The organism is Pseudomonas sp. GM41(2012) (assembly GCF_000282315.2).
Taxonomy (GTDB): domain Bacteria; phylum Pseudomonadota; class Gammaproteobacteria; order Pseudomonadales; family Pseudomonadaceae; genus Aquipseudomonas.
On record NZ_AKJN02000012.1, the window covers coordinates 226,361 to 252,030 of the forward strand.

The 25,670-nt window shown below is 57.3% G+C and carries 29 protein-coding genes; 14 read left to right on the top strand and 15 right to left on the bottom strand.

Translation table 11 applies throughout. The features are described 5' to 3' along the window. Positions 1-12: 12 nt before the first annotated feature. From PMI27_RS00250 to PMI27_RS00240, 3 genes are all read right to left on the bottom strand, one after another. Positions 13-1,197, bottom strand: a complete 1,185-nt coding sequence (locus PMI27_RS00250) for a GAF domain-containing sensor histidine kinase (RefSeq protein WP_008145932.1) — start codon at positions 1,195-1,197, stop codon at positions 13-15. A gap of 135 nt (positions 1,198-1,332) precedes the next feature. Beyond that, positions 1,333-1,638: a PepSY domain-containing protein gene (locus PMI27_RS00245; protein WP_008145934.1), complete on the bottom strand. Its 306-nt coding sequence runs from the start codon at positions 1,636-1,638 to the stop codon at positions 1,333-1,335. 109 nt (positions 1,639-1,747) lie between these two features. Continuing rightward, positions 1,748-2,875, bottom strand: coding sequence for a glycerophosphodiester phosphodiesterase (locus PMI27_RS00240; protein WP_008145937.1), 1,128 nt, complete (start codon positions 2,873-2,875; stop codon positions 1,748-1,750). A gap of 234 nt (positions 2,876-3,109) precedes the next feature. Between PMI27_RS00240 and PMI27_RS00235 the strand changes: the two genes are divergently transcribed. Further along, complete coding sequence (locus tag PMI27_RS00235; protein WP_008145940.1) at positions 3,110-3,436, top strand: DUF2025 family protein; 327 nt, start codon at positions 3,110-3,112, stop codon at positions 3,434-3,436. A 126-nt stretch (positions 3,437-3,562) separates the two neighbouring features. Here PMI27_RS00235 and PMI27_RS00230 read toward each other — a convergent pair whose 3' ends face one another. Continuing rightward, complete coding sequence (locus PMI27_RS00230; protein WP_008145942.1) at positions 3,563-3,886, bottom strand: antibiotic biosynthesis monooxygenase family protein; 324 nt, start codon at positions 3,884-3,886, stop codon at positions 3,563-3,565. Beyond that, positions 3,883-4,590, bottom strand: a complete 708-nt coding sequence (locus PMI27_RS00225) for a CTP synthase C-terminal region-related (seleno)protein (RefSeq protein ID WP_008145944.1) — start codon at positions 4,588-4,590, stop codon at positions 3,883-3,885. The genes PMI27_RS00230 and PMI27_RS00225 overlap by 4 nt, the downstream gene beginning before the upstream one ends. 15 nt (positions 4,591-4,605) lie before the next feature. Here PMI27_RS00225 and PMI27_RS00220 point away from each other — a divergent pair, with 15 nt between their 5' ends. Both PMI27_RS00220 and PMI27_RS00215 read left to right on the top strand, forming a co-directional pair. Then, on the top strand, positions 4,606-5,550 hold the full coding sequence (locus tag PMI27_RS00220) for a LysR family transcriptional regulator (RefSeq protein WP_081757454.1): 945 nt from the start codon (positions 4,606-4,608) through the stop codon (positions 5,548-5,550). 142 nt (positions 5,551-5,692) lie between these two features. Next, complete coding sequence (locus tag PMI27_RS00215; RefSeq protein ID WP_008145947.1) at positions 5,693-6,004, top strand: hypothetical protein; 312 nt, start codon at positions 5,693-5,695, stop codon at positions 6,002-6,004. Here PMI27_RS00215 and PMI27_RS00210 read toward each other — a convergent pair whose 3' ends face one another. Both PMI27_RS00210 and PMI27_RS00205 read right to left on the bottom strand, forming a co-directional pair. Further along, positions 6,005-6,544 (bottom strand): DUF1003 domain-containing protein, encoded by a 540-nt coding sequence (locus tag PMI27_RS00210; RefSeq protein ID WP_008145949.1) that lies wholly within the window; start codon positions 6,542-6,544, stop codon positions 6,005-6,007. It lies immediately after the preceding gene. Between the two features lie 140 nt (positions 6,545-6,684). Next, entirely contained in the window at positions 6,685-7,293 is a 609-nt protein-coding gene (locus tag PMI27_RS00205; RefSeq protein WP_008145952.1) for a TetR/AcrR family transcriptional regulator, read from the bottom strand. A 215-nt stretch (positions 7,294-7,508) separates the two neighbouring features. On the opposite strand from PMI27_RS00205, the gene PMI27_RS00200 reads away from it, so the two are divergent. After that, positions 7,509-8,567, top strand: coding sequence for an MBL fold metallo-hydrolase (locus tag PMI27_RS00200; protein ID WP_008145955.1), 1,059 nt, complete (start codon positions 7,509-7,511; stop codon positions 8,565-8,567). Positions 8,568-8,617: 50 nt separating this feature from the next. Here the strand turns inward: PMI27_RS00200 and PMI27_RS0229985 are convergent, their stop codons facing one another. The 3 genes from PMI27_RS0229985 to PMI27_RS00190 form a co-directional block, all read right to left on the bottom strand. After that, complete coding sequence (locus tag PMI27_RS0229985; protein WP_008145957.1) at positions 8,618-8,878, bottom strand: XRE family transcriptional regulator; 261 nt, start codon at positions 8,876-8,878, stop codon at positions 8,618-8,620. 11 nt (positions 8,879-8,889) lie between these two features. Continuing rightward, the gene (locus tag PMI27_RS00195; protein WP_008145958.1) at positions 8,890-9,207 is read right to left on the bottom strand and encodes a helix-turn-helix transcriptional regulator; all 318 of its coding nucleotides are present in this window, start codon (positions 9,205-9,207) and stop codon (positions 8,890-8,892) included. A gap of 93 nt (positions 9,208-9,300) precedes the next feature. Then, positions 9,301-10,068: an AraC family transcriptional regulator gene (locus PMI27_RS00190; protein ID WP_008145960.1), complete on the bottom strand. Its 768-nt coding sequence runs from the start codon at positions 10,066-10,068 to the stop codon at positions 9,301-9,303. A 110-nt stretch (positions 10,069-10,178) separates the two neighbouring features. Here PMI27_RS00190 and PMI27_RS00185 point away from each other — a divergent pair, with 110 nt between their 5' ends. The 3 genes from PMI27_RS00185 (at position 10,179) to PMI27_RS00175 (ending at position 12,167) form a co-directional block, all read left to right on the top strand. After that, on the top strand, positions 10,179-10,994 hold the full coding sequence (locus PMI27_RS00185; protein ID WP_008145962.1) for a sulfite exporter TauE/SafE family protein: 816 nt from the start codon (positions 10,179-10,181) through the stop codon (positions 10,992-10,994). A gap of 71 nt (positions 10,995-11,065) precedes the next feature. Continuing rightward, positions 11,066-11,434 (top strand): hypothetical protein, encoded by a 369-nt coding sequence (locus tag PMI27_RS00180; protein ID WP_008145964.1) that lies wholly within the window; start codon positions 11,066-11,068, stop codon positions 11,432-11,434. A gap of 37 nt (positions 11,435-11,471) precedes the next feature. Beyond that, positions 11,472-12,167 carry a DUF6933 domain-containing protein gene (locus tag PMI27_RS00175; protein WP_008145966.1) on the top strand — a complete coding sequence of 232 codons (696 nt, stop codon included), beginning with the start codon at positions 11,472-11,474 and terminating at the stop codon, positions 12,165-12,167. Positions 12,168-12,197: 30 nt separating this feature from the next. Here PMI27_RS00175 and PMI27_RS00170 read toward each other — a convergent pair whose 3' ends face one another. Then, a complete protein-coding gene (locus PMI27_RS00170) occupies positions 12,198-13,184 on the bottom strand; it encodes a hypothetical protein (protein ID WP_008145968.1) in 987 nt (328 codons plus the stop codon). 357 nt (positions 13,185-13,541) lie between these two features. On the opposite strand from PMI27_RS00170, the gene PMI27_RS00165 reads away from it, so the two are divergent. Continuing rightward, positions 13,542-14,636: an HNH endonuclease gene (locus tag PMI27_RS00165; protein ID WP_008145971.1), complete on the top strand. Its 1,095-nt coding sequence runs from the start codon at positions 13,542-13,544 to the stop codon at positions 14,634-14,636. Between the two features lie 206 nt (positions 14,637-14,842). On the opposite strand, the gene PMI27_RS00160 is transcribed toward PMI27_RS00165, so the two are convergent. The 4 genes from PMI27_RS00160 to PMI27_RS00145 all read right to left on the bottom strand — a co-directional run bounded on the left by PMI27_RS00160 (position 14,843) and on the right by PMI27_RS00145 (position 18,301). Further along, the gene (locus tag PMI27_RS00160) at positions 14,843-15,376 is read right to left on the bottom strand and encodes a BRO-N domain-containing protein (protein ID WP_033053710.1); all 534 of its coding nucleotides are present in this window, start codon (positions 15,374-15,376) and stop codon (positions 14,843-14,845) included. 389 nt (positions 15,377-15,765) lie between these two features. Further along, a complete protein-coding gene (locus PMI27_RS00155; RefSeq protein WP_008034875.1) occupies positions 15,766-17,016 on the bottom strand; it encodes a ribonucleotide-diphosphate reductase subunit beta in 1,251 nt (416 codons plus the stop codon). A 518-nt stretch (positions 17,017-17,534) separates the two neighbouring features. Further along, the gene (locus PMI27_RS00150) at positions 17,535-17,849 is read right to left on the bottom strand and encodes a hypothetical protein (RefSeq protein WP_008145976.1); all 315 of its coding nucleotides are present in this window, start codon (positions 17,847-17,849) and stop codon (positions 17,535-17,537) included. A gap of 188 nt (positions 17,850-18,037) precedes the next feature. Continuing rightward, positions 18,038-18,301, bottom strand: coding sequence for a DUF2790 domain-containing protein (locus PMI27_RS00145; protein ID WP_008145979.1), 264 nt, complete (start codon positions 18,299-18,301; stop codon positions 18,038-18,040). Between the two features lie 414 nt (positions 18,302-18,715). On the opposite strand from PMI27_RS00145, the gene acs reads away from it, so the two are divergent. From acs to PMI27_RS00115, 6 genes are all read left to right on the top strand, one after another. After that, on the top strand, positions 18,716-20,671 hold the full coding sequence (gene acs, locus PMI27_RS00140) for an acetate--CoA ligase (RefSeq protein ID WP_024164610.1): 1,956 nt from the start codon (positions 18,716-18,718) through the stop codon (positions 20,669-20,671). 701 nt (positions 20,672-21,372) lie between these two features. Next, positions 21,373-22,146, top strand: a complete 774-nt coding sequence (locus tag PMI27_RS00135; RefSeq protein WP_008154331.1) for an ABC transporter substrate-binding protein — start codon at positions 21,373-21,375, stop codon at positions 22,144-22,146. A gap of 91 nt (positions 22,147-22,237) precedes the next feature. Next, positions 22,238-22,927, top strand: coding sequence for an ABC transporter permease (locus tag PMI27_RS00130; protein ID WP_008154330.1), 690 nt, complete (start codon positions 22,238-22,240; stop codon positions 22,925-22,927). Continuing rightward, a complete protein-coding gene (locus PMI27_RS00125) occupies positions 22,924-23,622 on the top strand; it encodes an ABC transporter permease (RefSeq protein WP_008154328.1) in 699 nt (232 codons plus the stop codon). The genes PMI27_RS00130 and PMI27_RS00125 overlap by 4 nt, the downstream gene beginning before the upstream one ends. A 1-nt stretch (position 23,623) precedes the next feature. Next, positions 23,624-24,736 carry a M14 family metallopeptidase gene (locus PMI27_RS00120; RefSeq protein WP_008154326.1) on the top strand — a complete coding sequence of 371 codons (1,113 nt, stop codon included), beginning with the start codon at positions 23,624-23,626 and terminating at the stop codon, positions 24,734-24,736. Between the two features lie 23 nt (positions 24,737-24,759). Continuing rightward, positions 24,760-25,524, top strand: coding sequence for an ABC transporter ATP-binding protein (locus tag PMI27_RS00115; protein WP_008154324.1), 765 nt, complete (start codon positions 24,760-24,762; stop codon positions 25,522-25,524). Positions 25,525-25,670: the final 146 nt, after the last annotated feature.

A 25,670-nucleotide genomic window follows, 5' to 3' on the forward strand; every position in this document is an offset into this window, starting at 1 on the left:
CGTCGCGGCGGCTCATTCGCAGATGGTGACTGGAAGGCTGAAAGTAAACGTCGTGCCCTGTTGCTCGGTCGAGACCACGTCCAGTTTTCCGCCATGGGACTGCGCAATCTGACTGGCAATGTACAACCCCAACCCGAGGCCGGTCCGCGGTGTTCCGCTGGTCGGTCGCGAGTAGGGCCGGAACAGATGGGGCAGCGCATCCTCGGCAATCAGCCCCTGATTTTTCACGCTCAGCACGAACTGTCCTTTATTGATTTGCGCGCTGATTTCAATCGGGCCGTCGGGATCGCCATGAGCAACCGCGTTCGCCACCAGATTGGAGAGTAACTGCGCGACCCGCTCGCGATCGCAATGAACGCTGTGCAGGTCGCCGATGGACGATTGAATGGAGCGGCCGGGATGGATGCTCTGAACCTCTGAAATCACATGCCGCAAGGCATCCGCAAGATCGGGGCACGGCTCGATGTTCACTGGAATGCCACGGCCCAAAGAGCCGCGAGCGAAATCCAGAACGTCATCGACCAGTTTGGTCGCACGACGGGCGCTGGTGAGGATGTGCCGGGCCCGCTGCAGATTCGCCTCATCGGGTAGTTTGCGCAGGAGCATTTCGGCGCCGGCGCTGATGGCGAACAAGGGGTTGCGCAGATCATGCCCGAGCACGGCGATGAACTGTTCGCGCAGTTCGGCGGTTTCCCGTTCCTGCTTCAGCGCGGCTTCGGTCTTTTGCAGGTTTTCTTCGGCCTCGATCTGCAGCGCCAGCATCCGGGCGAAGGATTCCATGGTGCTCTGGATCGTGCTGGATTTGAGGGGCGCAGGGGTGGGGTCAAGGGCGCAGATGGTGCCGAAAAAGCGTCCGTCGGTGCGGAAAATCGGCACGGCGATGTAGCTTTCGAACTGATAGAGGCGAGGGGTGTGGTGATCGCGGTAACGCGGGTCTTCACTGGCCTTGTCGATGACTACCGAATGATGCGCCTGACGAATTTCGTGGCACAGGGTTGTGACAAGATCCAGTTCACCGCCGACCTGTAAACCGAAATTCAGTTGGTCGAGCACCGCACACGCCGTCCACGAATCTTCGGTGACCCGGGCCACGGCGACGAAGCGCAGCCCCGTCAGTTCACGGACCACTTGAAGAATCGCCGGCACCGCCCTGATCCGACCGATCGTGGCGATGTCTGCTGCCGCTGCTTGCCCCATTTCAAACTATCCCTGCATGAAAAGTGTGGTGGAATTCTAGCGGGCTGACGCGGCGTTGGCGCGACTTGATTTGCCTGAATTTGATGTGCAAAAAAGCCGCACGATCCGAAGATCGTGCGGCTTGGTGTTTGTGCATCAGGTGTCTTGTTTGTTGCTCAGAACTTTGCCGGTGGTGGCATCGAAGTCCACGTCAAATTCTTTGCCATCGGCGGTGCGCAGTTCGACTTCGTACTCGTAGCCATTGAAATGGTTGTCCAGATCCGTGTCGGTGATGGTCGCGCCTGGATGCAATTTCAGAGCAGCCTGGTTCATTTCTTCCAGTGGCTTGATCTTGCCGCTTTTGACCAGCTCAGGGATCTGGTCGACGCGGACATCAGCCTGGGCCAGGCCAGCGGTGAAGGTCAGGGCAGCGGCAGTGAACAGGGCAGTCAGGGTTTTCATGAAGTTCTTTCCTTGGGTGATCCGTTTAAGTGGGATCAGGTTATCCGGCGCAACTTAATCCACCCTTAATTCCCCGAACGCGACTGGGTATAGATCATTCACATGTTCATCAGTAACCGTTGTTCTGCAGCAATTGAGCAACACTGGCCGCCGCCGGGCGTTTGTAGAAGTTGAGCAGTTCGCTGGCGCGGTTGGTGAAGATGCCGTCGACACCGGCGTCCATGACTTTCTGGTAATCCACGTCATCGTCGATGGTGTAAACGTGCACCAACAAGCCCTGATCGTGGGTGTACTGGTTCATCCACGGTTGCACCAAGTCTGAGTAACTCTGATCACCACCCTTGGTCAGCGCAGCAGAAGGGCCGGTGCCGATCGCGCCCTGGGCTTTGGCGTACTCGACCCATTGCTGGAATTCGGCTTTGTCTTTCGGTTGTTGTTTGGCGTAATAAGTGGCTTTGTCCTTGTCGCCGGACTCGGCAAACGTCACCTTGGATTTCGGCTCGATACTGCCTTCACCGACCCACAGCAGGAGGATTTTCGGCACTTTCGGCATTTCCTTCTCGAGCAGTTCGAGGCTGCTCTTCTCGAAGGTTTGCAGCACGACTTTACCTTTGCCCTGGCCAACCGCCAGATCGCTCTTCGCCAGTTTCGACCCCGCCGGGCTCAACCAGCCGCGATCCTGGAGTTTTTCCTTGAGGTCGTGCTCGATCCCGGGAAACTGCTTCGGCTCTTTGGTTTCGATGTACAGACCGGGCTTGTGCAGCGGATTGCCTTGGGCAATGTCGATGATTTCGTCGAGGGTCAGGATCTTCAGACCGACGTACGAAGGACGCGCGCGATCCGGGTAGGCAGTGTTGAACCAACTGCCGGCATCGAGGGTTTTTAGCTCGGCGATGGTGAACTCGTTGGCCGGGCGGTCCTTGCGCTCAGGGAATTTACTGGCGACATCGGTGGTGCGTTGCAGGTTGTTGTCGTGCAGGGCGAACAGCACGCCATCCTTGCTGCGTTGCACGTCCAGTTCCAGGTAGTCGGCGCCCAGATCGCGGGACAGTTTGTAGGCGGCGGCGGTGGATTCCGGGGCATCGAAGGACGCGCCACGATGAGCGATCACGGCCGGATGCGGGATGCCCGTACGGGTTGCCAATGCGGTGGGGCTTGGCTCGCTGGCGGCCTGTGCCTGGCCGAGGCCCAGCATCAGACTCAGCAACAGGGCGCTCTTGGGGAAGGTAACAGGCATGGTCGAGGTCCTTTCGCAGATTTTCAAAGACCTATCTTTTAACAACTGAGCGCCGCTTGCGCTATCGCCAGACCGACATAAACGTGTTTAAAGCAGATTTTTTCAGCGCTTTTGTGCGCTTCTTTGCAGTACTCTTGGCCCCGGCAGTTACCCCGGCAGAGGGAACGCCCATTCGCTTGCCCTGCGTGTAAACCATCGATCACCGGTCCTTTGCGACCTTCTGTGAGGTTTATCATGCGCATCACTTCCGAGCTCATCTGCCAGGCCGCCGACCAACTCAAAGGCTTCGTCGGCCTCAATCGCAAGACCGGCCAGTACATTGTTCGATTCAGCGAAGACTCTTTCGGCATGGACGTGGCTGACGACGGCATTATTCCCACCAGCGAATTCGTCTGGGCCCCAGGTTCCGCGCAGGCCATGACGCTCAAGCGTGAGTTGATTCAGTTGTTGCTGGATCAGAACATCGATGACCGGATCAACATCACCGAGCCGTTGCGGGTGTACATGAATCGGCGGGAGGTGCCGGAGATTTCGGCGGTTCGCCGTTTGGTGCAGGGCTGAGTTTTGCGGTGATTGTGCTGGCCTCATCGCGAGCAGGCTCACTCCCACATTGGTCTTGTGATCGACACATAACCCATGTGGGAGTGAGCCTGCTCGCGATGGCGGTCTTAAGAGCACCACAACCACTCACTGGCTGAATGCATAAGCCCGCTCAACCATGCACACCCGCGTATGACAAGACGAATACCAGGTCGACCGCCCGCGCTCGCGAATCTCACAGTGCTCGGGATGATGTTTCCACGCCAGAATCGCCGCTTCGCTGGCCCAGTAGGACACCGTAATCCCGAGCCCGTCTTCACCCCGAGCCGATTCCACCCCCAGGAAACCGGGTTGCTCACGGGCCAGTTCTACCATGCGCTTGGCTGCCTGCTCGTAACCGTGATCACCGTCGGTGCGCAGGGAGGTAAAAATCACCGCGTAGTAAGGCGTTGGCGGAGTCTTGGCGATCATGACTTCTGCCCCTTGCAGGCTGCGATCAATGCACGGACCAGCGGCGGCAGCGTGCCCTTGAGCGCTGCGCGTTCAGGTTGGAACAGCGTTGCGACGAAGAACGGATGCCCTTTGAGTTCCACCGCCCGTAAGTCATCTGAAGCATCATGGCCAACAGCGCACAGCTGCTGGCTCAACAACTCACGTTCGAACGCGGGATTAACGCCGTAGCGGCAGCGATATCCTTCGACAATCTCAGCGCTTTCGTACGCCTCGGCGATCAACGAGCCTTCAACCAGATGAATGCTGTCGACGGCTTCCACCAGCGAACAGGTCAATGGCGTGAGCAGCGCTCGCGCCGCATCCGGCGATGTTTCACCGTGTTCGGCATCGTCCCAGCCCAGAACATTTCGGGCGTATTCGAGTACGGCGTGTTGAAAACCGCCGCAGGTACCCAGGAACGGCCGTTGCTGTTCACGGGCAAACCGAATCGCCCGCAACGCACCGTCCATATCGCGGTAAGGGCTGGCAGGCACGCACCAGAAACCGTCGAAATCAGCCAATGGCGCATCGGCGCTGATGCAGTCAGTGGCCAACCATTGGAACTGCACATCCGTGTTCGCCTGTTCAGCGGCCATGCCGAGGGCGACGGGAATGGCTTGGTGAGCGGTGACGTGCGGGTCGTAATCGCCGATCAGGGCGATGCGAATTGGGCGGGTTTCCATGAGTGCGCTCCACGCTTGTTGATTCCTGGCGCCCACTATAGATTGGCGTTCACGCACTCGATATTGGCGTTATCCCAATTGATCAATGCACCGATGCACTATCGACTGGATTACCCCGACCTGTCCCTGATCCTCGCGCTGGTGCGTGGCGGCTCTCTGGCCCGGGCATCGACGTTGTTGAAGGTCGACGTCTCGACCGTATTTCGCGCCGTGCGCCGACTGGAAGCCGCGCTGGGCCAGCAACTGTTCGAAAAAAGCCGCGCCGGCTACTTGCCCACCACCTTGGCGCAAACCCTTGCCGAGCAGGCTGAGCGGGCCGAACAGGCGCTGGAGGCGGCGCGCATTGGCGTGGAGCAGGGTGGTGAAGTCATCAGCGGCACGGTGCGCCTGACCTGTACCGATTCGGTCTTGCAAGGCTTGCTGCTGCCGGCGTTGGCGAAGTTCATGCCCGGCTACCCGGCGCTGACCATCGAGTTGAGTACCTCCAACGACTTCGCCAACCTCAGCCGCCGGGATGCGGATATCGCCTTGCGCCTGACCCGCACACCGCCCGAACACTTGGTGGGTCGGCGATTGGCCCAGGTTTCCTATCGAGTCTGTGCCAGTGAGGCGTATCTGAAGTCGGTCGATTCCGAAGACCTGGCGTCGCTGACCTGGATCGCCCCGGACGATTTCCTCCCCGATCACCCCACCGTTGTGTGGCGCCGTCAGCAGTTGCCCGGCGTCACACCGGGTTATCGCTGCAACAGCATGTTGTCGGTGACTGAGCTGGTGCGGGCCGGGCTCGGTGTCGCGGCATTGCCGGACTTCCTCATCGGTGACGGGCTGCAGCCGTTGAGCGAGCCACTACACGGTTACGACACGGCACTCTGGTTGCTGACCCGCCCGGACTGCCGCGCCTTGCGCTCGGTGGTGACGTTGTTCGATGAGTTGGGACAAAACATTCGTTTGCTTGCATAGGTGCCAACCCAGGAAACAGCCTTCGATATCTGGTGCATTTAACCTATGACGGCTGTCGACTTTTCTGATTGTTAAGGTAACTGCCGCCCTCTAGTTTTGACGTTACGTCATTCGACTGAACTGATACGAAAGAGGGATAACGATGAAGAAAGTAACTCAATGGCTGGCGTCTTTTTGTATTTGCACGGTGGCGTGGCCGGTAATGGCGCAGCCATTTTCCTGTGGCGGGAAATTTCTGGGCAGCGATACGCAGGCGGAGCTTGCTCAGGCCATTGTCGAGGACGGTGGTCGTGCGGTAGGTGTTCAACGAGTGTTCGCTATTTGCCAAAAGGGTGTCATCCAGATCGTGCTGGATGGCAACAACGAGACATCGACACCCAGCTACAAAAAACGCTGGCAGCAGCGTGCAGTCACACTGCTTCAGGTCCCCGCGGACAAGGTGGTGGTTCGCTGATTAACGATTTGGCTGATCCTTGCGCACGAAGTGCTGATGCATTTCCGAGGTCAGGCTTTCGATGCGTTCGGTGAGGGACTTGGTCATTTCGGTGAGCCGGGTGTTTTGCTCGAGCAACTCCAGCAGTTGCGCAGTGTTCTGCGCCGCTTGCGCCTGACGTTCACTGTTGGCGACGGCCAGGGTTTCGCGGTGCAGGGCGTCGGCGTCGGACTGGGCTTTATCCCGCGCCGCTTGACGGGTCTGGGCCAGCAGAATCAACGGCGCGGCATACGCTGATTGCAGGCTGAACGCCAGGTTCAGCAGGATGAACGGGTAGAGATCGAAGTGGGCCACGCCGAACAGATTGAGGCAAACCCATAACACCACGATCAGCGTCTGCGCGCCGAGAAAGGTCGGCGTGCCGAAGAACCGCGCGAAGGCCTCGGCGCGCAGCGCAAACTTGTCGTTGCCAAAGGTAGGCACCAAGTGTGCGTGGGGGCGATGAAAACGCAGATGGTCGACGGGGAGGGCGGGTTGAGTGTCGGAAGTCGTGGTGGTCATGGTGCTCTCTGCATGGCGCTGGGACTGAGGCTCACTATAGCCCCAGCGCCAGTTTCATTCTGAAACACATTGCGGTGTTTTATCCAGAGTGACCAGTGATTGGAAAAAACGGCAGACATTGTCATTTATTGCAGCTCGGTTCAGAGCTGATAGCAGGCCAGAAACATGTCCAGTGCCGACTCCACCACCGTGGTCTGCATCTCGGCTGACAAGCCGGGCAGGCCCATGGAAATCTGTGGCCAGAACGCAAAGGATTTGAGCATTCCCTGAATCTGTTGTGCGGCGAATTCGGGAGCGACCGGTTTCAAACGACCGTCGGCCTGGGCCGCGCGGATCCACACGGTCAGGCCTTCTTCGCGCTCACCCATTCGGGCGACCATATTCTGGGCGCGCTCGGGGGAATGGATGGTGGCGGCGATGGCCACTCGCGCCAGGTCGAGAAAATTGTCATCGCCCAGCATCTGCAATTTCGCCATCAGCATCCGGCGCATCTGGTCGCGCAGCGGCAGGTCGGGGTGGTAGGGCGTTTCTTGTTCTGACGTCACCCGCGCCCATAATTGATTGAGGATTTCGGCGAACAACTCTTCCTTGCTGGGGAAATGGTTGTACACCGTGCGCTTCGACACGCCGGCGGTGGCGGCGATCTTGTCCATGCTGGTGATGTCGAAACCGTTGGCACGGAATTCGGCAATCGCCGCCTGAATGATGGCTTCGCGTTTTCGGTCGGTGAGGCGCTGTGGAGCTGTCATAAGTACGCTTTTGGCAGGAAGAAGTGAGAACTACACTTGGCAGTTTACTTGTGATCAGCTTTGATGCAACCTAGAAACTACACTGTGCAGTGTAATGTTTTGTTAATCCTGCGCAGTGAAAAATAGAATCTCCGGCTGATGCGTGCGTGCCTTGGCCATTTATCGTCCCAAGCGGAAAACTGCGAATCAGTTGGTTTTCCTGGAGTCATTCAGTCATGGCCACTTCAACTTCCCCTGCGGACAACGTCTCCACACCTGAAGCATCCCGTCAGGCAGAAGGGCACTTCCGAAACCATGCGCCCGTGCAACGCGAAGGCTTTCGCAAAATGGTGCGCATCATGTGGAACATGATCTTCCACAAACCGCGTAACACCCGCCCTACGGCGCCTGTCCCGGTGCAAACCCTGACTCAGGCAGCGTTGATCGCCGCACCTAACCACAGCGTCTACCGCCTCGGCCATTCCACCGTACTGCTTAAACTGCGGGACAAATTCTGGATCACCGACCCGGTCTTCGCCGAGCGTGCCTCACCGGTGCAATGGGCCGGCCCGAAGCGCTTTCACCAGCCGCCGATCAGCCTCGAAGAACTGCCGCCTATTGAAGCGGTGATCCTGTCCCACGATCACTACGACCACCTCGATTATCAAGCGGTGCTCAAACTGGCGGACAAGGCCAAGTACTTTCTGACACCGCTGGGCGTGGGCGACACCCTGATCAAATGGGGCATCGACGCCAGCAAGGTCCGACAACTGGACTGGTGGCAAGGCACTGAGATCGACGGTATTCAGTTCATCGCCACACCTTCGCAGCACTTTTCCGGTCGCGGTCTGTTCGATGGCAACAGCACGCTGTGGGCCTCGTGGGTGATGATCGACGGCGACGCGCGAATTTTCTTCAGCGGCGACAGCGGTTATTTCGATGGCTTCAAACGCATCGGCGAGCAGTACGGCCCCTTCGACCTGACACTCATGGAAACCGGTGCCTACAACGTTGAGTGGCCGCATGTGCACATGCAGCCGGAGCAAACCCTACAGGCGCACATCGACCTCAAAGGCCGCTGGTTATTGCCGATTCACAACGGCACATTCGATTTGTCGATGCATGCTTGGTTCGAACCTTTCGACCGCATTCTGGCATTGGCCTGGGAGCGGAATGTTTCGATTACCACGCCGCAGATGGGGCAGGCGTTTAATGTGATGTATCCGCAGCGGGGCAGCGCTTGGTGGTCGGAGATGGAAAACGTTGGTGATCAGGTGGAGCCTCAGAACGCTTGATGATGTGTCGCCGGGCCGACTCACGGAGCGGCCCGAGTTTCACAACCAAACTAGCTGCGTTCGTCCTGTAGCAGATTTAGATATTCCGAGATCTTTGCCACAGTCAAATCGCGAAATTTTCCGCGGAGCATTTCATTCAGCTCCTCTTGCGACAGCCCGAGTTGTTGTGCCGCCTCAGTCTTACTCAGACGCCCGGTTTCGAGAAGTATGCCAATCTTCATAACGTACTCAGATTTGGCCCGCATCTCATCCGCGTCGGGATAGCCCAGTGCCTTGTAAACACAGCTATCGCTTCCATCGACTTCATTCATTCGCCGACACCTCACTCAACCATCGCATAATCCGCCCGCCCCACCGGATCGGGCGTCGACCCTTTCACATTCATCCCTCGACCCGGCGCGAACCCCGGGAAGAACACCAACCCCTCCGATTCAAACCGATAAGCCAACGCCAGCCGCGTAACATCCAGCACACCGCGTTCATCCTCAAATCGCTGAATAGCGTCCACCGAAACCCCGGATTCCCGAGACAGCTCCTCCACACTCCAACCCAGCATCGCTCGGGCCTGAACGCTATGTGCGGGGGTGAACTGGAAAAGGGCGATACGTTCCAGGGTGATTTTCATCGCAAGAGAGGCCATGGTGTTCTCCGGGCTCAAGAGTGCTGATTCAAAATGTACTGTGTTTTTGTACAGTTGTTTTGAGCCCGAATCAAACTCATTTTTTGATTGGTTCTATCTCGTCCCGTCCAGCCAGGTCGTTGGTGCCTGTCCCAGTACGCGACGGAACATCGTGGAGAACGCCGCCGGGCTGTCATAGCCAAAATCCAGGGCAATGCGCGTCACCGGTTCGCCCACCACCAGCCGCGCCAGCGCCAGTACCACACAAGCCCGCTGCCGCCATTGGCTGAAACTCAGGCCCGTCTGTTGGCGGAACAGGCGATTGAAAGTTCGCAGGCTGATATGCAACTGATCGGCCCATTGCTGTGGCGACTGGTGAGCGTCGGGCCGCTGCACAAAGCCCTGGCACAACGTGAGTAGCCGCGCATCGACGGGCAGGGGAATGTGCAACGGCAGGTGAGTGCTGCGCGCCAGTTCATGCAGCAGCAAGCCGATCAGCGTACCGTCGCGCCCACGCTCGTCATACGCCAGCGGAATCTCCACCGCCTCCATCAGCAAATGCCGCATCAACGGCGAAACGCTGATCACCTGACAACGATCTCCCAGATCCACCGCCCCCGGCTCGATATACAAACTGCGCGTGCTCACCCCCAGCATCAGCACCTCATGCGCCACTCCCGCCGGAATCCACACCGCCCGCTGTGGCGGCACCACCCAATTGCCATCGTGCGTGCTGACCTGCATCACCCCGGTGGCGCCGTACAACAATTGCGCCCGTCGATGTGTATGACGAGGCAACAAATGGCCGTGGGAATAATCCGTACCGATGGCCACCACCGGCCGTGGCGTGTGGTCCAGCAGATCAATCGAAACATTGCGCATCGAGCAGTCCCAGTGGTTGGCGTAAACACGAACATTATTGGCTGACTTGCTGAAGCAGGCCAAGGCGCATCGCTCTATCGTCGACCGCTCTCAACCAACGGACGACCTCCATGTTCTATCTTCTGCTGGCACTCTTCGGCTGCATGACCGGCATCACCGCGGTGCTGTTCGGCTTCGGTGGCGGTTTCGTCGTCGTGCCATTGTTGTACCGCATGCTCATGACCAGCCACGGCACAGACGACCCCGTCAGCCAATCGGCGATGCACATTGCTGTGGCAACTTCGACCTGTGTGATGATCGTCAACGCAACGATCGCCACCGGAAAACACCGCCGTGCCGGTAATCTCATTCGTCATTACTTGTGGCCGTTGGGCGGGTTTATCGGCATGGGCGCGGTCGTCGGCGCCGTAGCGGCGATGTGGGTAAGTGGCGAAGTGATTCGCTATGCCTTCATCGCGTACCTGGGCGTGACCATCGCGGATTGCCTGTTGCGACGTGGTTTTCTTACAGCACCCGACACCGCCATCCCACGGCGATTGGGAAGGGCAGAAGTGTCTGGCGGCGGTGTAGGAATCGGCACCATCGCCACGTTTCTCGGCGTAGGCGGCAGTGTCATGACCGTGCCGTTATTGCGGCGTTGTGGGTTGAGCATGTCCCAGGCGACGTCCATGGCCAATCCGCTGAGTTTGCCCGTGGCGCTGGCCGGGACGCTGACTTACATGGCGATGGCTGGGTTTACCGAGTTTGATCTTGGGCCGTGGTTTGTCGGTTATGTGGATGTGATGGCGTTTGCGGTTTTGACGGTGGGGGCGCTGGTGGGGATTCGGTTGGCTACGCCGTGGATTGGGCGGATACCGGATCGAATGCATGCGCGGGTGTATGTTGGTTTGCTGGTGGTGGTGATGCTTGGTATGTGGGTCAAGTAGGGTTGGAATCAGGAGGTTTTTTCGCAAGAATAAGTCTTTGCATTGATCAAGATTTCACGCAGGAGAACGTCATGTCGATCCTCGAAAGTGACTGGAAGAAGTTCAAGGAACTGCGCAAGATTGCGCTCGATCGGTTTTGCCAGGGCGTTCTTGCCGATGCAAAAGCCATTACCCTGCACGGTGCGCTGTCTGCTCACGCTCGATATGGAATGCTCTACGGCCTGATCCATGATCGAAACAAGGACATGGCCCGAGCCTTTGACCATCACAGCCAATCCCGCTCCAGTGCTCTCACCGCTTTAAGGTTGTTTGTCATGCATGACTTGCTGACCGACGCAGAGTTATCAGTGCTCAGTGAAGATGCGCTGGACTACATCTCGGATGTCATTCGCCGGCCCTATGAGCTTGAATGGGTCGAAGAGATCGTGCGGCAGGACTGAAAACGGTTATCACCAGCCCTTTATAAGAGAAAGATGGATGTGGATCTTCAATTGCACCGAAGCGGCAAGTAACTTCTTCAGCCGCGTGCACAAGGGTAAAAAAATCAGCCCGGTGGACAAACCGCCATCGTCCGTCATTGAAGATGATGTGCCTGATGAGTCAGCCGAACAGTGGCTGGTTCACGCCGTCACTGTTCAACGCAAGCATGTGTTGTACGTCATTCACGTAAAAACTCGTTATTGCATGATTTTTGCGGACGCGAAAAAAGCGGACATCGTAGGTTTCGTTCAACGTTTTTCCGAGCGTTGGATAAACGGCGTGATTCAGCATGCGGGGCAACACGACATACTTCGTTGGTTCAACGACGAACTGATAGCGGAGCGATTCCAGGAGAGTTGTCGCGAGTACGTGTTTTACAAGCGCGGACATCGCGGTGCGCAGAAACATATCAATGACATCGCCTGGGTGTTTGAGGGATGTGCTGCCGAACGAGGTTCTTTACCCCCCGACGAGTTCTCGGCAGGCCGCTTCGATGCCGACATGAACAACTACCCGAGAGGTGGTAAAGAGCATAAGGATTACTTCTACCCGGATGAGGAAATGATCGTTCACTGGTTAAGCCGTTACGGCGGCCTTGATGAGGTTGGCATACAAGCAGCCCGTGAGCGGCACAAGGAAGCGAAACGGGAGATTCGGGAGGTCGTAAGGCAGCTTAATCTCGAAGCGCAATGAGCCGTCGCAATGACGCCGTGCCCCGATCCTTTAACCTTTGAGCCCCGGCGCCTCACGAATAATGAAGTGATCCAGGTTCTCAATATTCGCGCTGAACACCCCGAACGTCTGCTCGGGGTTTTTCTTGCTCGGTACCTGCTTCAACTCCGGCGTCACGCCATAAAAGAAGCAATACAACTCTTTCCCGCTCTCACTGGCGTGCTTGATCTCTTCCAGAAACGCTTTGCGCTTGCGGTAGTTGTCGATCAGCTTTTTGCTCAAGTAAACGTTGACTGAATAAGGCTTCTTCTTCGCCTCGTCCGCTTGCTTGAACCAGACCTTCTGTTCGAAATCGATGCGAAAGCTCTGCGTGTAATCCTTGATCTCCTTGATCTTGCCCCAGTAAATCAGCCCCTTGTTGTCCTGCAGATACTCGATCTTCTTGAAGAACGACCCATAAGGCGCCGTGTGCTCGCCAATCTTCAGTGGCATGCGCTTGAGCAGCTCCTTGTCCTCGAAGTTCGAAACAAAACACTCCACCGGGTGAGCGAAGACACTGGTCTTGTCTGGTGCCGATTCGCGGCTCGGGTGTTCGACATCACTGGCCGCTGAAGAGGGTTTTGGATCATCCCGCATCACATCAGCCGCCACCGCCGGGTTCGACGGCTTACGCACATACTCGCGTCGCGTCAGCAACAACTCCGACGGGAAATGCTCCTCGCGACTGTCATCCGTTTCCGCACCGTCCGCGTCCACACCTGACGCCGACGCCTTGAGACTGACATAAGGACAATCCGCCACATGCCGGGTGCTGGGCGTGTTCTTGAAGTGCGGGGTGCGCACGTAGTTCACGTTCTTGGCGTTGAACGTCGTCAACATATTCGCCGCATCGAAGGCCAAACGGCAGGAATCGTTGGGGCATTGGAAGTGTTCTTTGGCGGAGTCGAACTCCATGGTCTCGTCGAAATTGAGATCGCGCACGTCATAGATCGACAGCTTGTCGTCGAGGCTGAGGCAGTAGGCGAGGTCGAATTTCATGGTGGGCTCGGGTCCTTGAGTGGGGAAGGGTATTAATAGCGGGAGGTGGGGTGGGTTGCACGGAGTGTTTTCAACACACCGTAAAACCCATGGCAATCCACCGAATCTGTAGGAGCGAGCTTGCTCGCGAAAAACTCAAGAACGCCACTGAATATCTGTTCTACGCACCATCAATCACAACCTTCAACGGCACACCACCAAGAGCAGGTTCGCCACGACTATCGAAATCTCAGCCTTCAGCTAGCGTGGGCAACTCTAGAAATAGTGGCTATTCGCCCTGTTACGTATTGAAACCCTTTGGTACTTTGGCGACGGTAGGAATTTTCCTACGGCAATTGTCGATAAAGGGCAGCGCTCGTGGTGATCAAAGCGGTTTCGAAGGAACGAATAGACAAAGCGTTGTTGGAGTTTGATCGTAAATTTCGGAGTAAGAGCGAGTGGCAGGGTTGGGAAAAGAACTTAGCTCACCGTTACGCCGTTCACGCAGGCGGTGAACTGTACCCGGCGAAGAAAATCGTCTCTCTGGCTACCGGAATTGCCGTAGGCGAATTCTCGGGTGGGCGCCCGACCAACAGCTACCTAGAAAAGCGAGGCTTCACTATTGTGGAGTTACCGCATGGGGAAGGCGAGCCTGTATTGCAGTTCACGCCGGGAGCTGTTTACGACCGAAAAACTGAGATCAACGGACCGTTCGGTGGAAGCCTGCAAAGCGGTATTGCAGCGTCCGCTACCCACCCTGTGATTTTTTTGTTCACGGGCGATAGCGGTGAGCAATACGGGTATGCCGACGATTGGGACAACGGCGCCTATCTTTATACCGGTGAAGGACAGCGGGGGCCGATGACTTTGATCCGAGGCAACCGCGCTATTGCTGAGCATGCCGAGGATGGCCGAGCGCTGCATTTGTTTAAGTCCCTCGGCAAAGGTAAAGGCAACGCTTACGTGGGCGAGTTTTCTTGCGCCGACATGTTTGAGCGGACCCAGCCGGATGTGAGCGGCCAGGATCGGACGGCGATTGTTTTTCGGTTAGTCCCTGTGGGTATTTCTGGTGAAATAGCAGATGAAGAACAGTATGAAGATGAGGCTGACCTCTCCGAATCTCTGGCTGCTGCGCGGTTGGCTGCGTTGGCTGCATGTAAGCCTAGCAGCGATGATTTAGGACAATCCGCTCCGCGTAAGATCTATCAACGCAGCCGTAAGGTTGCGCACTATGTGTTGATGCGCGCCGAGGGTGAATGTGAGAGCTGTGAGAAGCCGGCTCCTTTTATGAAAAAGGATGGCACACCCTACTTAGAGCCGCATCACGTAAATCGGCTCTCAGATGGTGGGTTAGATCACCCACGCTATGTGGGGGCTGTGTGCCCAAGTTGCCATCGGGAAATTCATTCTGGCGTGCACGGAGCGTTGGTGAATCAGAGGCTGAAGCAACGGTTGGAAGCAATTGAAGGCTGATTGAGCTGTGTGCCAAGACAATTGGGCCGTTGCCGGCAATACGCCCGAGGCTGCTAATACAGAATTAAATGGAATTTTGTGTAGCGTAAAATCGTGAGGCCAGGTGGCTAGAACTGCGCCAGACGCTTAGGAATGAGCTGAATCCGCGTTTGACGATCGCCGAGGGTTGAACCCCCTCGGTCGATCTTACAAAAGACACAGCTGCACTAACTCACCGAAGGCCTCGAAGACTGGACCACCTCCAATACCTTCCGCCACCAAGGCTTACCCGCTGGCACTCGCCGCCGTGTGCGGCTGAGCAGTAGCAACGGCATGTCCCGCAGCCGAATCCAGCCTTCATCCTGCCAATGCAACAGACTCAATGACATCTCCGGCCAGTCCAACAAACTCAACATCGGTCGATCGGCATTGTCAGACGGCAACGCATCACGCAAGGCGGGGACAACCTGATGCGTTAGCCACTCACGTAACAATCGATTTACCGGCGCGTAGTGATACACCAACAAGGCATATACACCTGACTCGCTAAGCATCAACCGTTGCTCCGGTTGACCGTGGTAGCGAATCAACAGTGTGAGCCTTTGATCCTCGTCGAGTTTGCTGACCACGCGATCATTCAAGTGAACGCCCAATAAGCGACCTAGATCGCGGGCGCAGAACCATGGTTGGTTTTCCAGCAGGAGTGCGTGGAGGGAGAGGTTATGGCGAGTGAAGATTGTCGGGTTGAAAGGATCAGTCATGACCGAACGATGTGGGATTTGTGTAGGCATATCCATTACCTCTACGTGTGAAGTTGAAGAGGGCCGGAACCCAACGTAGAGGATCTAAGAAATCCCAACGAGCCGTTTCTCTCACTCACAGGATTGCGCATACATCGCTGAAATCAGCACGCGTACTGTGTGAGGGAATTAGCTTCTACGTTGGGCGTTTCTTAGGCACCTGCAATAGAGCTTAGAGGCGCTTTTAAGAGTCATCAATGCAGAAAAATCTGGAGTTGCTGTAGGAGGATTGGCGGTGAGCGTCGAAAGAAGTAAGACTTTTCCCACCCAATAAAAAGCCCCGATCAGATCGGGGCTTTTAGTATTTTGATTTGTCGATTTACATCGTCAAATCGCGGCAAGCTCAGGAATCAATCCCAGCTCAACGCCCCACCAGTCTGATACTCAATAACCCGAGTCTCAAAGAAGTTCTTCTCTTTCTTCAAGTCCATAATCTCGCTCATCCAAGGGAACGGGTTAGTCGTCCCTGGATACTCTTCCTTCAAACCAATCTGCGACAACCGACGGTTAGCAATAAACTTCAGGTAGTCCTCCATCATCGCCGCGTTCATGCCCAACACGCCGCGAGGCATGGTGTCACGCGCGTATTCGATTTCCAGCTGAGTGCCTTGCAGAATCATCTGCGAAGCTTCTTCCTTCATTTCAGCGTCCCACAAGTGTGGGTTTTCGATTTTGATCTGGTTGATCACGTCGATGCCGAAGTTCAGGTGCATGGATTCGTCGCGCAGGATGTATTGGAACTGCTCGGCGACGCCGGTCATTTTGTTGCGACGGCCCATGGAGAGGATTTGGGTGAAGCCGCAGTAGAAGAAGATGCCTTCCAGAACGCAGTAGTAGGCGATCAGGTTGCGCAGCAGCTCTTTGTCGGTTTCGACGGTGCCGGTTTCGAACTTCGGATCGGAGATCGAGCGGGTGTATTTGAGGCCCCAGGTGGCTTTTTTCGCGACCGATGGGATCTCGTGGTACATGTTGAAGATCTCGCCTTCATCCATGGCCAACGATTCGATGCAGTACTGGTAGGCGTGGGTGTGGATCGCCTCTTCGAAGGCCTGGCGTAGGATGTACTGGCGGCATTCCGGGTTGGTGATCAGGCGGTACACGGCCAGCACCAGGTTGTTGGCAACCAGGGAGTCGGCGGTGGAGAAGAAGCCGAGGTTGCGCATGACGATGCGGCGCTCGTCGTCGGTCAGGCCTTCCGGGTCTTTCCAGAGGGCGATGTCGGCGGTCATGTTGACTTCTTGCGGCATCCAGTGGTTTGCGCAGCCGTCCAGGTACTTCTGCCAGGCCCAGTCGTACTTGAAGGGTACGAGTTGGTTAAGGTCGGCGCGGCAGTTGATCATGCGCTTTTCGTCGACGGCCACACGGGCGGAGGCGCCTTCGAGTTCGGCGAGGCCTTCGGCGATGTCGAGGTTGTCCAGGGCAGCTTTTGCACGGGCGATTGCGGCGGAGTCGGACGCGGTTACAGCGCGGGCTTCTTGAGCCGCGACGCCACCAGCGGTGTCGAGGCGGTCCATGTTGGCTTCAGTTGCGTGCCCGGCGTTGGCGCCTTTTACAACGGTTTCGCCGCTGTCTTCTTTGTCGAATTCGTCCCAGCTCAGCATGACGTGTCGTCTCCTGCGTGAGGGCCAGATGCCCGTGTGAAAACTGATAGGTTGGTTTTTCACACGGCCGTACTGGCCGCGTTGGATAGCGTTCTTTGCAGCGGTACACGCAGGCAAATAAACATAAATTTGTACGGGGTTCCGAGAGCCTCTGACGGGCGCAGAAATCGGTGAAGACTTCAGCGTGGGCTTCAGACTGGCTGTTATCCCTGTAAGGGAATATTGCAGGCCCGTTTAAGGCGGCATTATAGGGAAATTTTTGCTGCCGTGGTGGGGCGAATCCGCGCATGCAGCGGTCGAGAAGGAGGGTTTTTCGGTCGGAGCGAGGGTTTATAGGGCTTTGGCTGGATGTCGGGAGTGAAGATTTTTTTTCATAAATTTCGGCTAGCCATTTTTTTGTTCAAAAAACAGCCAAAAAACTGCGTTTTTCACTACATGTTGTGTTTTGAGTCACTTTTCGATGCCCCCAGACACAACTAAGCCCGACCGAAGTCGGGCTGTGAAGTCGCACTCAATGATCAGCTGAGGCGGGCTGCACCCACGTGGTCGGAACCATCAGCTGCGACCTTGGCTGCACCGGTGTGATCGAAGCCGTCAGCAGCGACTTTGGCGGCGCCAGTGTGATCAAAACCGTCGGCAGCGAGTTTGGCAGCGCCCGTGTGATCGGAGCCATCGGAGGCGAAAGACGCCGAGCCGGTATGGTCGTAACCATCAGAAGCGACAGCCGCTTGTGTGTTGTAAGCAGCCGAGCCAGTGCGGTCGTAGCCGTCAGCGGCGAAGGTGTTAGCGGCCAGGACGGAAAGGGTCAGGGCGAGGATCAATTTGGTTTTCATGGTAGTGGCTCCAGGTTCGTTGGCGTTTTGTGCCTTGGGTATGGAATTCATGCTACGCCAGTTAATTTGATTAAAAAGCGCAAATAAACGCTTAAATCAATCGTATAAATCGATATATAAGGTTCGGCGCTTCATCTGCCTTAATAGCGGGCGGGTGGGTCGAACCTTGGGAAGGTGAGAGCGGGTGATTAGCCGTTAGAGCAGCCGTTACCCATGACGCTGTAGCGCAGAATGTGGCGTTGGCCTTTGGAGTCGTCGTATTCCATTTTCGCCGGAACAACTTCGCAGACGTTCGGGATTTCGCTCATGGAGATAACTTTGGCGATGTCCAGGTGAGTGGAGTAAGTGTATTCCTCAACGGCGGGTTGCTGCTGTGCGACATCAGTCGGGACCTCGTCTGCCATGGCGGTTGCGCACAGGCTGCTGAGGGCCAGAACTAATAAAGCTTTCATTTCAGGTTTACCTTTTAGAGGTCGAGTGGGGTCACGCAACCTTTTTGGGGTTGCGTGTAGAACTTAAGTACTAGGTTTTTGATTAACTGCCTTCGTGGGGGCTGCAACTTGGTTAATCACGTTGCCTTGTTGGCGAGGCTGATTTTAGGCGTGGGGTTTACATTCATATAGGCGTGCTTTTGATAAACACTATTGGCAGATCCTGTAACAATCTTCGAAAAGCGACCTTTGGCTCACAGATGAAGCCAATGTCATAAATGCCCAAAGCCCCTGAAATCACCGCTCTTGAGCGCGTCGGCGAGGTATAGCCACATTTTGTAGGGGCTTGTTACTACCATCGTCGAATGGTTCTATAGGCCCGGCCCGGCTACAACTGGGTCATACAAAAACAACTATTCCACCGAGGTAACAAAGATGAGTGCGGCTTCTCTGTATCCCGTTCGTCCCGAGGTTTTGGCCAACACGCTGACCGACGAGGCGACCTACAAGGCCATGTACCAGCAGTCCGTCGTCAACCCGGACGGCTTCTGGCGCGAGCAAGCCAAGCGCCTCGACTGGATCAAGCCTTTCACCACGGTGAAACAGACTTCCTTCGACGATCACCATGTCGACATCAAATGGTTCGCCGACGGCACCCTGAACGTTTCCTACAACTGCCTCGACCGTCATCTGGCCGAGCGCGGCGATCAAGTCGCGATCATTTGGGAAGGGGATGACCCTGCCGAAAGCCGCAACATCACCTACCGCGAGCTGCACGAACAAGTCTGCAAGTTCGCCAACGCCCTGCGTGGCCAGGATGTGCACCGCGGCGACGTGGTGACTATCTATATGCCGATGATCCCCGAAGCCGTGGTCGCCATGTTGGCCTGTACCCGGATCGGCGCGATTCACTCGGTGGTGTTCGGTGGTTTCTCGCCGGAAGCCCTGGCGGGTCGGATCATCGACTGCAAATCCAAAGTGGTGATCACCGCCGACGAAGGCATTCGTGCCGGCAAGAAGATCCCGCTCAAGACCAACGTCGACGACGCGCTGACCAACCCGGAAACCAGCAGCATCCAGAAAGTCATCGTGTGCCAGCGCACCGGTGGCAACATCAAGTGGAACCAGCATCGCGACATCTGGTACGAAGACCTGATGAAAGTGGCGGGCAGTGTCTGCGCACCGAAAGAGATGGGCGCGGAAGAAGCGCTGTTCATCCTGTATACCTCCGGCTCCACTGGCAAGCCGAAGGGCGTGCAGCACACCACCGCCGGCTACCTGTTGTACGCGGCGATGACTCACGAGCGCGTGTTCGACTACCGTCCGGGCGAAGTCTACTGGTGCACCGCCGACGTCGGTTGGGTCACCGGCCACAGTTACATCGTCTACGGCCCGCTGGCCAATGGCGCGACCACGCTGCTGTTCGAAGGTGTGCCGAACTATCCGGACATCACCCGGGTGGCGAAAATCGTCGACAAACACAAGGTCAATATCCTCTACACCGCGCCGACGGCGATCCGCGCGATGATGGCGTCGGGCAAGGCCGCCGTGGAAGGTGCCGATGGCAGCAGCCTGCGCCTGCTCGGTTCGGTCGGTGAGCCGATCAACCCGGAAGCGTGGGACTGGTACTACAAGAACGTCGGCCAGTCCCGTTGCCCGATCGTCGACACCTGGTGGCAGACCGAAACGGGCGGCAACATGATGAGCCCGCTGCCGGGTGCGCACGCGCTCAAGCCGGGTTCGGCGGCACGTCCGTTCTTCGGTGTGGTGCCGGCGTTGGTGGACAACCTGGGCAACATCATCGAAGGCGTGGCCGAGGGCAACCTGGTGATTCTCGATTCGTGGCCAGGCCAGGCGCGCACGCTGTACGGCGACCATGACCGCTTCGTCGATACCTACTTCAAGACGTTCCGCGGCATGTACTTCACCGGTGACGGCGCGCGTCGTGATGAAGACGGTTATTACTGGATCACCGGTCGCGTGGATGACGTGCTCAACGTCTCCGGTCACCGCATGGGCACCGCCGAGATCGAAAGCGCGATGGTCGCCCACCCGAAAGTCGCCGAAGCAGCGGTGGTCGGTGTGCCGCACGACATCAAGGGACAGGGCATCTATGTCTACGTCACGTTGATCGGTGGCGAAGAGCCGAGCGAGCAGCTGCGCCTGGAGCTGAAAAACTGGGTGCGCAAGGAGATCGGTCCGATTGCTTCGCCGGATGTCATCCAGTGGGCGCCGGGCCTGCCGAAGACCCGTTCGGGCAAGATCATGCGCCGGATTCTGCGCAAGATTGCCACGGCCGAATACGATGGGTTGGGGGATATCTCCACCCTGGCGGATCCGGGTGTGGTGCAGCATTTGATTGATACGCACAAGACCATGAACGTCGCGTAAGCCGCCGTTCCTGAGTCATCGAAGCCCCGCCCGGCATTGCGCCTGGCGGGGCTTTTTACTGTCTGGGGTTTTTGTATTGGCCGTGCGGGCCTCATCGCGAGCAGGCTCGCTCCCACAGTTGATCTCCAGTGAGCATAAGATCTGCGTCTGGCGCAGATCCCCTGTGGGAGTGAGCCTGCTCGCGATGGCGATCTGTCAGACACCACATCAACAACGGCCAATAATTATCGGTTTTACCTGTAGGTGGATTCCCACTGTTACCCGCCACCGTTCAAGTAACTGAATGTGTAACCGCTCGCTCCCATGCGGGGCATTGGGAAACGCAAAGCCCCGTCATCGGGCTGCTCCAACCCCAATAGAAAATAAGACACAACGCTGCGCTTGCCGGATTAGAAGGGTTTGCCAATAATAGGCCCGCAATTTGCAGCATAGATCGGTTCACTGTCTTTTGCTCTTGCATGAATTTGCAAGGCTGTCAACGCGCCCAAGCGGCTTTCTCGGTGCTTCTGTAATTAGTTGTCGCATTGAAGAAATATCGGCTTCGGGCCTGTCGTTAGAATGCCGATCACTCGCTCGTTGTTGCTCGCGTTGAAAAAAGCGCGCGATTCGTACGACGCAGCACCGCATTGCGGTTCCACTCATTCGCATATTGGGCTATCGCTCACTCTGCCGTTTTAGCCCTTTACCGATGGAGTCCCAAGATGAAGAAACTCGTGCTGCTTGGCGCCCTGGCACTGTCCGTGCTGTCCCTGCCGACTTTCGCCGATGAAAAGCCTCTGAAAATTGGTATCGAAGCGGCTTACCCTCCGTTCGCTTCCAAAGCGCCGGACGGCAGCATCGTTGGTTTCGACTACGACATCGGCAACGCGCTGTGCGAAGAGATGAAGGTCAAGTGTGTTTGGGTCGAGCAAGAGTTCGACGGTCTGATCCCGGCACTCAAAGTGCGCAAGATCGACGCGATCCTGTCGTCCATGTCGATCACTGAAGACCGCAAGAAGTCCGTGGACTTCACCAACAAGTACTACAACACCCCGGCGCGCCTGGTCATGAAGGCCGGCACTCCAGTCAGCGACAGCCTGGCTGAGCTCAAGGGCAAGAACATCGGCGTGCAACGTGGTTCGATCCACGAGCGTTTCGCCCGCGAAGTGCTGGCTCCGCTGGGTGCCGAGATCAAGCCTTACGGCTCGCAAAACGAAATCTACCTCGACGTGGCTGCTGGCCGCCTCGACGGCACCGTGGCAGACGCTACGCTGCTGGATGACGGTTTCCTGAAAACCGACGCTGGCAAAGGTTTCGCCTTCGTAGGCCCTGCGTTCACCGACGTCAAATACTTCGGCGACGGCGTAGGTATCGCCGTTCGCAAGGGTGACGCGCTGAAAGACAAGATCAACACCGCGATCACCGCCATTCGTGAGAACGGCAAGTACAAGCAAATCCAGGACAAATACTTCGCCTTCGATATCTACGGCAAGTAATACGTCCCGGCGACAAGTCCGAAATGGCGCAAGCAACAGGATCTCTGAGGTTTGCGCCATTTTTTCATCCCCCTTTTCGAGGACCTGAATCATGTTGAAAGGCTACGGGGCTGTCATCCTCGATGGCGCATGGCTGACGCTTCAGCTCGCCTTGTCGTCCATGGTCTTGGCCATTGTTCTGGGTCTGATCGGCGTTGCGCTGCGTCTGTCCCCGATTCGCTGGCTGGCCTGGCTGGGCGACCTGTATTCCACGGTGATCCGCGGGATTCCCGACCTGGTACTGATCCTGCTGATTTTCTACGGTGGTCAGGACCTGCTCAACCGTGTCGCGCCGATGCTCGGCTTTGACGACTACATCGACCTGAACCCGTTGGCCGCCGGTATCGGCACCCTGGGCTTCATCTTCGGTGCGTACCTGTCGGAAACCTTCCGTGGTGCCTTCATGGCGATCCCGAAAGGTCAGGCAGAAGCCGGCATGGCGTACGGCATGAGCAGTTTTCAGGTGTTCTTCCGGGTGTTGGTGCCACAGATGATTCGCCTGGCGATTCCGGGTTTTACCAACAACTGGCTGGTACTGACCAAGGCCACCGCGCTGATTTCGGTGGTGGGGCTGCAAGACATGATGTTCAAGGCCAAGCAGGCGGCAGATGCCACCCGCGAGCCTTTCACCTTCTTCCTCGCAGTGGCGGCAATGTACCTGGTGATCACCAGCGTCTCGTTGCTCGCATTGCGTCACCTTGAGAAGCGCTACTCGGTAGGCGTAAGGGCGGCTGATCTATGATCTTCGACTACAACGTCATTTGGGAGGCCCTGCCGCTGTACTTCGGCGGCCTGGTGACCACCCTCAAATTGCTCGCGCTGTCGCTATTTTTCGGCCTGCTGTGCGCGTTGCCGCTGGGCTTGATGCGCGTCTCGAAAAATGCGGCCGTCAACATGAGCGCCTGGCTCTACACCTACGTGATCCGCGGCACGCCGATGCTGGTGCAGCTGTTTTTGATCTACTACGGTCTGGCGCAGTTCGAAGCGGTTCGTGAAAGCTTCCTCTGGCCGTGGCTGTCCAGCGCGACGTTCTGTGCGTGCCTGGCCTTCGCGATCAACACCAGCGCCTACACCGCTGAAATCATCGCCGGCAGCCTGCGTGCCACGCCGAACGGTGAGATCGAAGCCGCCAAGGCGATGGGCATGTCGCGCTACAAGATGTACAAGCGCATCTTGCTGCCGTCGGCCCTGCGCCGGGCGCTGCCGCAGTACAGCAACGAAGTGATCATGATGCTGCAGACCACCAGTCTAGCGTCCATCGTGACCCTGATCGACATCACCGGTGCTGCGCGCACGGTCAACGCTCAGTTCTACCTGCCGTTCGAAGCCTACATCACCGCCGGCGTGTTCTACCTGTGCCTGACGTTCATTCTGGTGCGGATGTTCAAACTGGCCGAGCGCCGCTGGCTGGGCTATCTGGCCCCGCGGAAGCACTGATATGGAACGCATCGATCATTCATTGCCGTGGAGCCACTTGGGCAGCGAACGCCAGATTTCGGTGTTCCGCTTCGGGAGTGGCGAGCGCAAGGCCTACATCCAGGCCAGCCTGCACGCCGATGAATTGCCGGGGATGCGCACGGCCTGGGAGCTGAAAAAGCGCCTGACCGAACTCGAAGCCCAAGGCTTGCTCAACGGTGTGATCGAACTGGTGCCGGTGGCCAATCCACTGGGCCTCGGTCAACTGCTGCAAGGCAATCATCAAGGGCGTTTTGAGGCGGGCAGTGGCAAGAACTTCAACCGGGATTTCGTCGAGCTGAGCGCGCCAGTGGCCGCCGAGCTGAAAGGGCACCTGGGTGATGATCCGCACGCCAATATTCAGCTGATCCGTCAGACCATGAGTGACGTGCTCGCAGCATTGCCGCCGGCCGCCAGTCAGTTGCAAGGCATGCAGCGCATTTTGCTGAGCCATGCCTGCACCGCTGACGTGGTGCTGGATCTGCATTGCGATGCCGAAGCGGCGCTGCACATGTACGCCTTGCCGCAACACTGGCCGCAATGGCGTTCGCTCGCCGCGCACCTCGACGTCAAGGTGGGCCTGCTGGCGGAAGATTCCGGTGGCAGCTCCTTCGACGAAGCCTGTTCGCTGCCGTGGTTGCGTCTGTCGCGTCTGTTTCCTGATGCGCAGATTCCACTGGCCTGCCTGGCGACTACCATTGAACTGGGTGGTCAGGCCGATACCGGTCGTCCAGAGGCGATGGCTTACGCTGAAGGCATTCTGGCGTTCCTCGCCGAGCAAGGCTTGATCAGCGGCGAATGGCCAAAACCTGCGCAAGACGCTTGCGAAGGCATGCCGTTCGAAGGCACCGAATTACTGTTTGCGCCACACCCTGGCGTGATCAGTTTCTTGCGTAAACCCGGTGAATGGATTGAAGCCGGCGATGAGATTTTCGAAGTGATCGATCCGTTATCGGATCGGGTCAGCACGGTGTGTGCTGGTACGTCCGGGGTGCTGTTTGCCATTGAACGGCTGCGTTATGCCCAACCCGGTTTCTGGCTGGCCAAGGTGGCGGGGCGCGAAGCGCTGCGTCACGGGCGCTTGCTCAACGACTGACTGTTTTTGTGAGAACCGACCGCATGTACAAACTTGAAGTCCAAGACCTGCATAAACGCTATGGCAGTCACGAAGTGCTCAAGGGCGTGTCCCTGAAAGCGGCGGCTGGCGATGTGATCAGCATCATCGGCTCCAGTGGCTCCGGCAAAAGTACTTTCCTGCGCTGCATCAACCTGCTGGAGCAGCCGCACGCGGGCAAAATTCTGCTCAACAACGAAGAGCTGAAACTGGTCGCCAACAAGGACGGCGCGCTGAAAGCGGCCGACCCGAAACAGCTGCAACGCATGCGTTCGCGCCTGTCGATGGTGTTCCAGCATTTCAACCTGTGGTCGCACATGACCGCGCTGGAAAACATCATGGAAGCGCCGGTCCACGTGCTCGGCATGTCCAAGGCCGAAGCCCGTGAGAAGGCTGAGCACTACCTGAACAAGGTCGGTGTGGCGCATCGCAAAGACGCTTACCCGGGCCATATGTCCGGCGGCGAGCAGCAGCGTGTGGCGATTGCTCGTGCGTTGGCGATGGAACCTGAGGTGATGCTGTTCGACGAACCGACGTCGGCGCTCGACCCGGAACTGGTGGGCGACGTGCTGAAAGTCATGCAGGCCCTGGCACTGGAAGGCAGGACCATGGTGGTGGTGACGCACGAAATGGGCTTCGCCCGTGAAGTGTCGAACCAGCTGGTGTTCCTGCACAAAGGTGTCGTCGAAGAAAGCGGCAACCCGCGTGAGGTGCTGGTCAATCCACAGTCCGAACGTCTGCAACAATTCCTCTCGGGTAGCCTGAAGTAAACCGAACTCCCGTTGCGCACCGGGATAGTGCATGCTTCGCAACCTAGAGGCTGGCCCCGATCCCTTGTGTGAGCGGGCTTGCCAACCCCCTGTAGGAGCTGTCGAGTGAAACGAGGCTGCGATCTTTTGATCTTTTAAAAAACCAG

Excerpts from the sequence above, each read along its gene's own strand:
- PMI27_RS00250 (WP_008145932.1), bottom strand. The coding sequence starts at position 1,197 with ATGGGGCAAGCAGCGGCAGCAGACATCGCCACGATCGGTCGGATCAGG.
- PMI27_RS00245 (WP_008145934.1), bottom strand. The coding sequence starts at position 1,638 with ATGAAAACCCTGACTGCCCTGTTCACTGCCGCTGCCCTGACCTTCACC.
- PMI27_RS00240 (WP_008145937.1), bottom strand. The coding sequence starts at position 2,875 with ATGCCTGTTACCTTCCCCAAGAGCGCCCTGTTGCTGAGTCTGATGCTG.
- PMI27_RS00235 (WP_008145940.1), top strand. The coding sequence starts at position 3,110 with ATGCGCATCACTTCCGAGCTCATCTGCCAGGCCGCCGACCAACTCAAA.
- PMI27_RS00230 (WP_008145942.1), bottom strand. The coding sequence starts at position 3,886 with ATGATCGCCAAGACTCCGCCAACGCCTTACTACGCGGTGATTTTTACC.
- PMI27_RS00225 (WP_008145944.1), bottom strand. The coding sequence starts at position 4,590 with ATGGAAACCCGCCCAATTCGCATCGCCCTGATCGGCGATTACGACCCG.
- PMI27_RS00215 (WP_008145947.1), top strand. The coding sequence starts at position 5,693 with ATGAAGAAAGTAACTCAATGGCTGGCGTCTTTTTGTATTTGCACGGTG.
- PMI27_RS00210 (WP_008145949.1), bottom strand. The coding sequence starts at position 6,544 with ATGACCACCACGACTTCCGACACTCAACCCGCCCTCCCCGTCGACCAT.
- PMI27_RS00205 (WP_008145952.1), bottom strand. The coding sequence starts at position 7,293 with ATGACAGCTCCACAGCGCCTCACCGACCGAAAACGCGAAGCCATCATT.
- PMI27_RS00200 (WP_008145955.1), top strand. The coding sequence starts at position 7,509 with ATGGCCACTTCAACTTCCCCTGCGGACAACGTCTCCACACCTGAAGCA.
- PMI27_RS0229985 (WP_008145957.1), bottom strand. The coding sequence starts at position 8,878 with ATGAATGAAGTCGATGGAAGCGATAGCTGTGTTTACAAGGCACTGGGC.
- PMI27_RS00195 (WP_008145958.1), bottom strand. The coding sequence starts at position 9,207 with ATGGCCTCTCTTGCGATGAAAATCACCCTGGAACGTATCGCCCTTTTC.
- PMI27_RS00190 (WP_008145960.1), bottom strand. The coding sequence starts at position 10,068 with ATGCGCAATGTTTCGATTGATCTGCTGGACCACACGCCACGGCCGGTG.
- PMI27_RS00185 (WP_008145962.1), top strand. The coding sequence starts at position 10,179 with ATGTTCTATCTTCTGCTGGCACTCTTCGGCTGCATGACCGGCATCACC.
- PMI27_RS00180 (WP_008145964.1), top strand. The coding sequence starts at position 11,066 with ATGTCGATCCTCGAAAGTGACTGGAAGAAGTTCAAGGAACTGCGCAAG.
- PMI27_RS00175 (WP_008145966.1), top strand. The coding sequence starts at position 11,472 with ATGTGGATCTTCAATTGCACCGAAGCGGCAAGTAACTTCTTCAGCCGC.
- PMI27_RS00170 (WP_008145968.1), bottom strand. The coding sequence starts at position 13,184 with ATGAAATTCGACCTCGCCTACTGCCTCAGCCTCGACGACAAGCTGTCG.
- PMI27_RS00160 (WP_033053710.1), bottom strand. The coding sequence starts at position 15,376 with ATGACTGATCCTTTCAACCCGACAATCTTCACTCGCCATAACCTCTCC.
- PMI27_RS00155 (WP_008034875.1), bottom strand. The coding sequence starts at position 17,016 with ATGCTGAGCTGGGACGAATTCGACAAAGAAGACAGCGGCGAAACCGTT.
- PMI27_RS00150 (WP_008145976.1), bottom strand. The coding sequence starts at position 17,849 with ATGAAAACCAAATTGATCCTCGCCCTGACCCTTTCCGTCCTGGCCGCT.
- PMI27_RS00145 (WP_008145979.1), bottom strand. The coding sequence starts at position 18,301 with ATGAAAGCTTTATTAGTTCTGGCCCTCAGCAGCCTGTGCGCAACCGCC.
- acs (WP_024164610.1), top strand. The coding sequence starts at position 18,716 with ATGAGTGCGGCTTCTCTGTATCCCGTTCGTCCCGAGGTTTTGGCCAAC.
- PMI27_RS00135 (WP_008154331.1), top strand. The coding sequence starts at position 21,373 with ATGAAGAAACTCGTGCTGCTTGGCGCCCTGGCACTGTCCGTGCTGTCC.
- PMI27_RS00130 (WP_008154330.1), top strand. The coding sequence starts at position 22,238 with ATGTTGAAAGGCTACGGGGCTGTCATCCTCGATGGCGCATGGCTGACG.
- PMI27_RS00125 (WP_008154328.1), top strand. The coding sequence starts at position 22,924 with ATGATCTTCGACTACAACGTCATTTGGGAGGCCCTGCCGCTGTACTTC.
- PMI27_RS00120 (WP_008154326.1), top strand. The coding sequence starts at position 23,624 with ATGGAACGCATCGATCATTCATTGCCGTGGAGCCACTTGGGCAGCGAA.
- PMI27_RS00115 (WP_008154324.1), top strand. The coding sequence starts at position 24,760 with ATGTACAAACTTGAAGTCCAAGACCTGCATAAACGCTATGGCAGTCAC.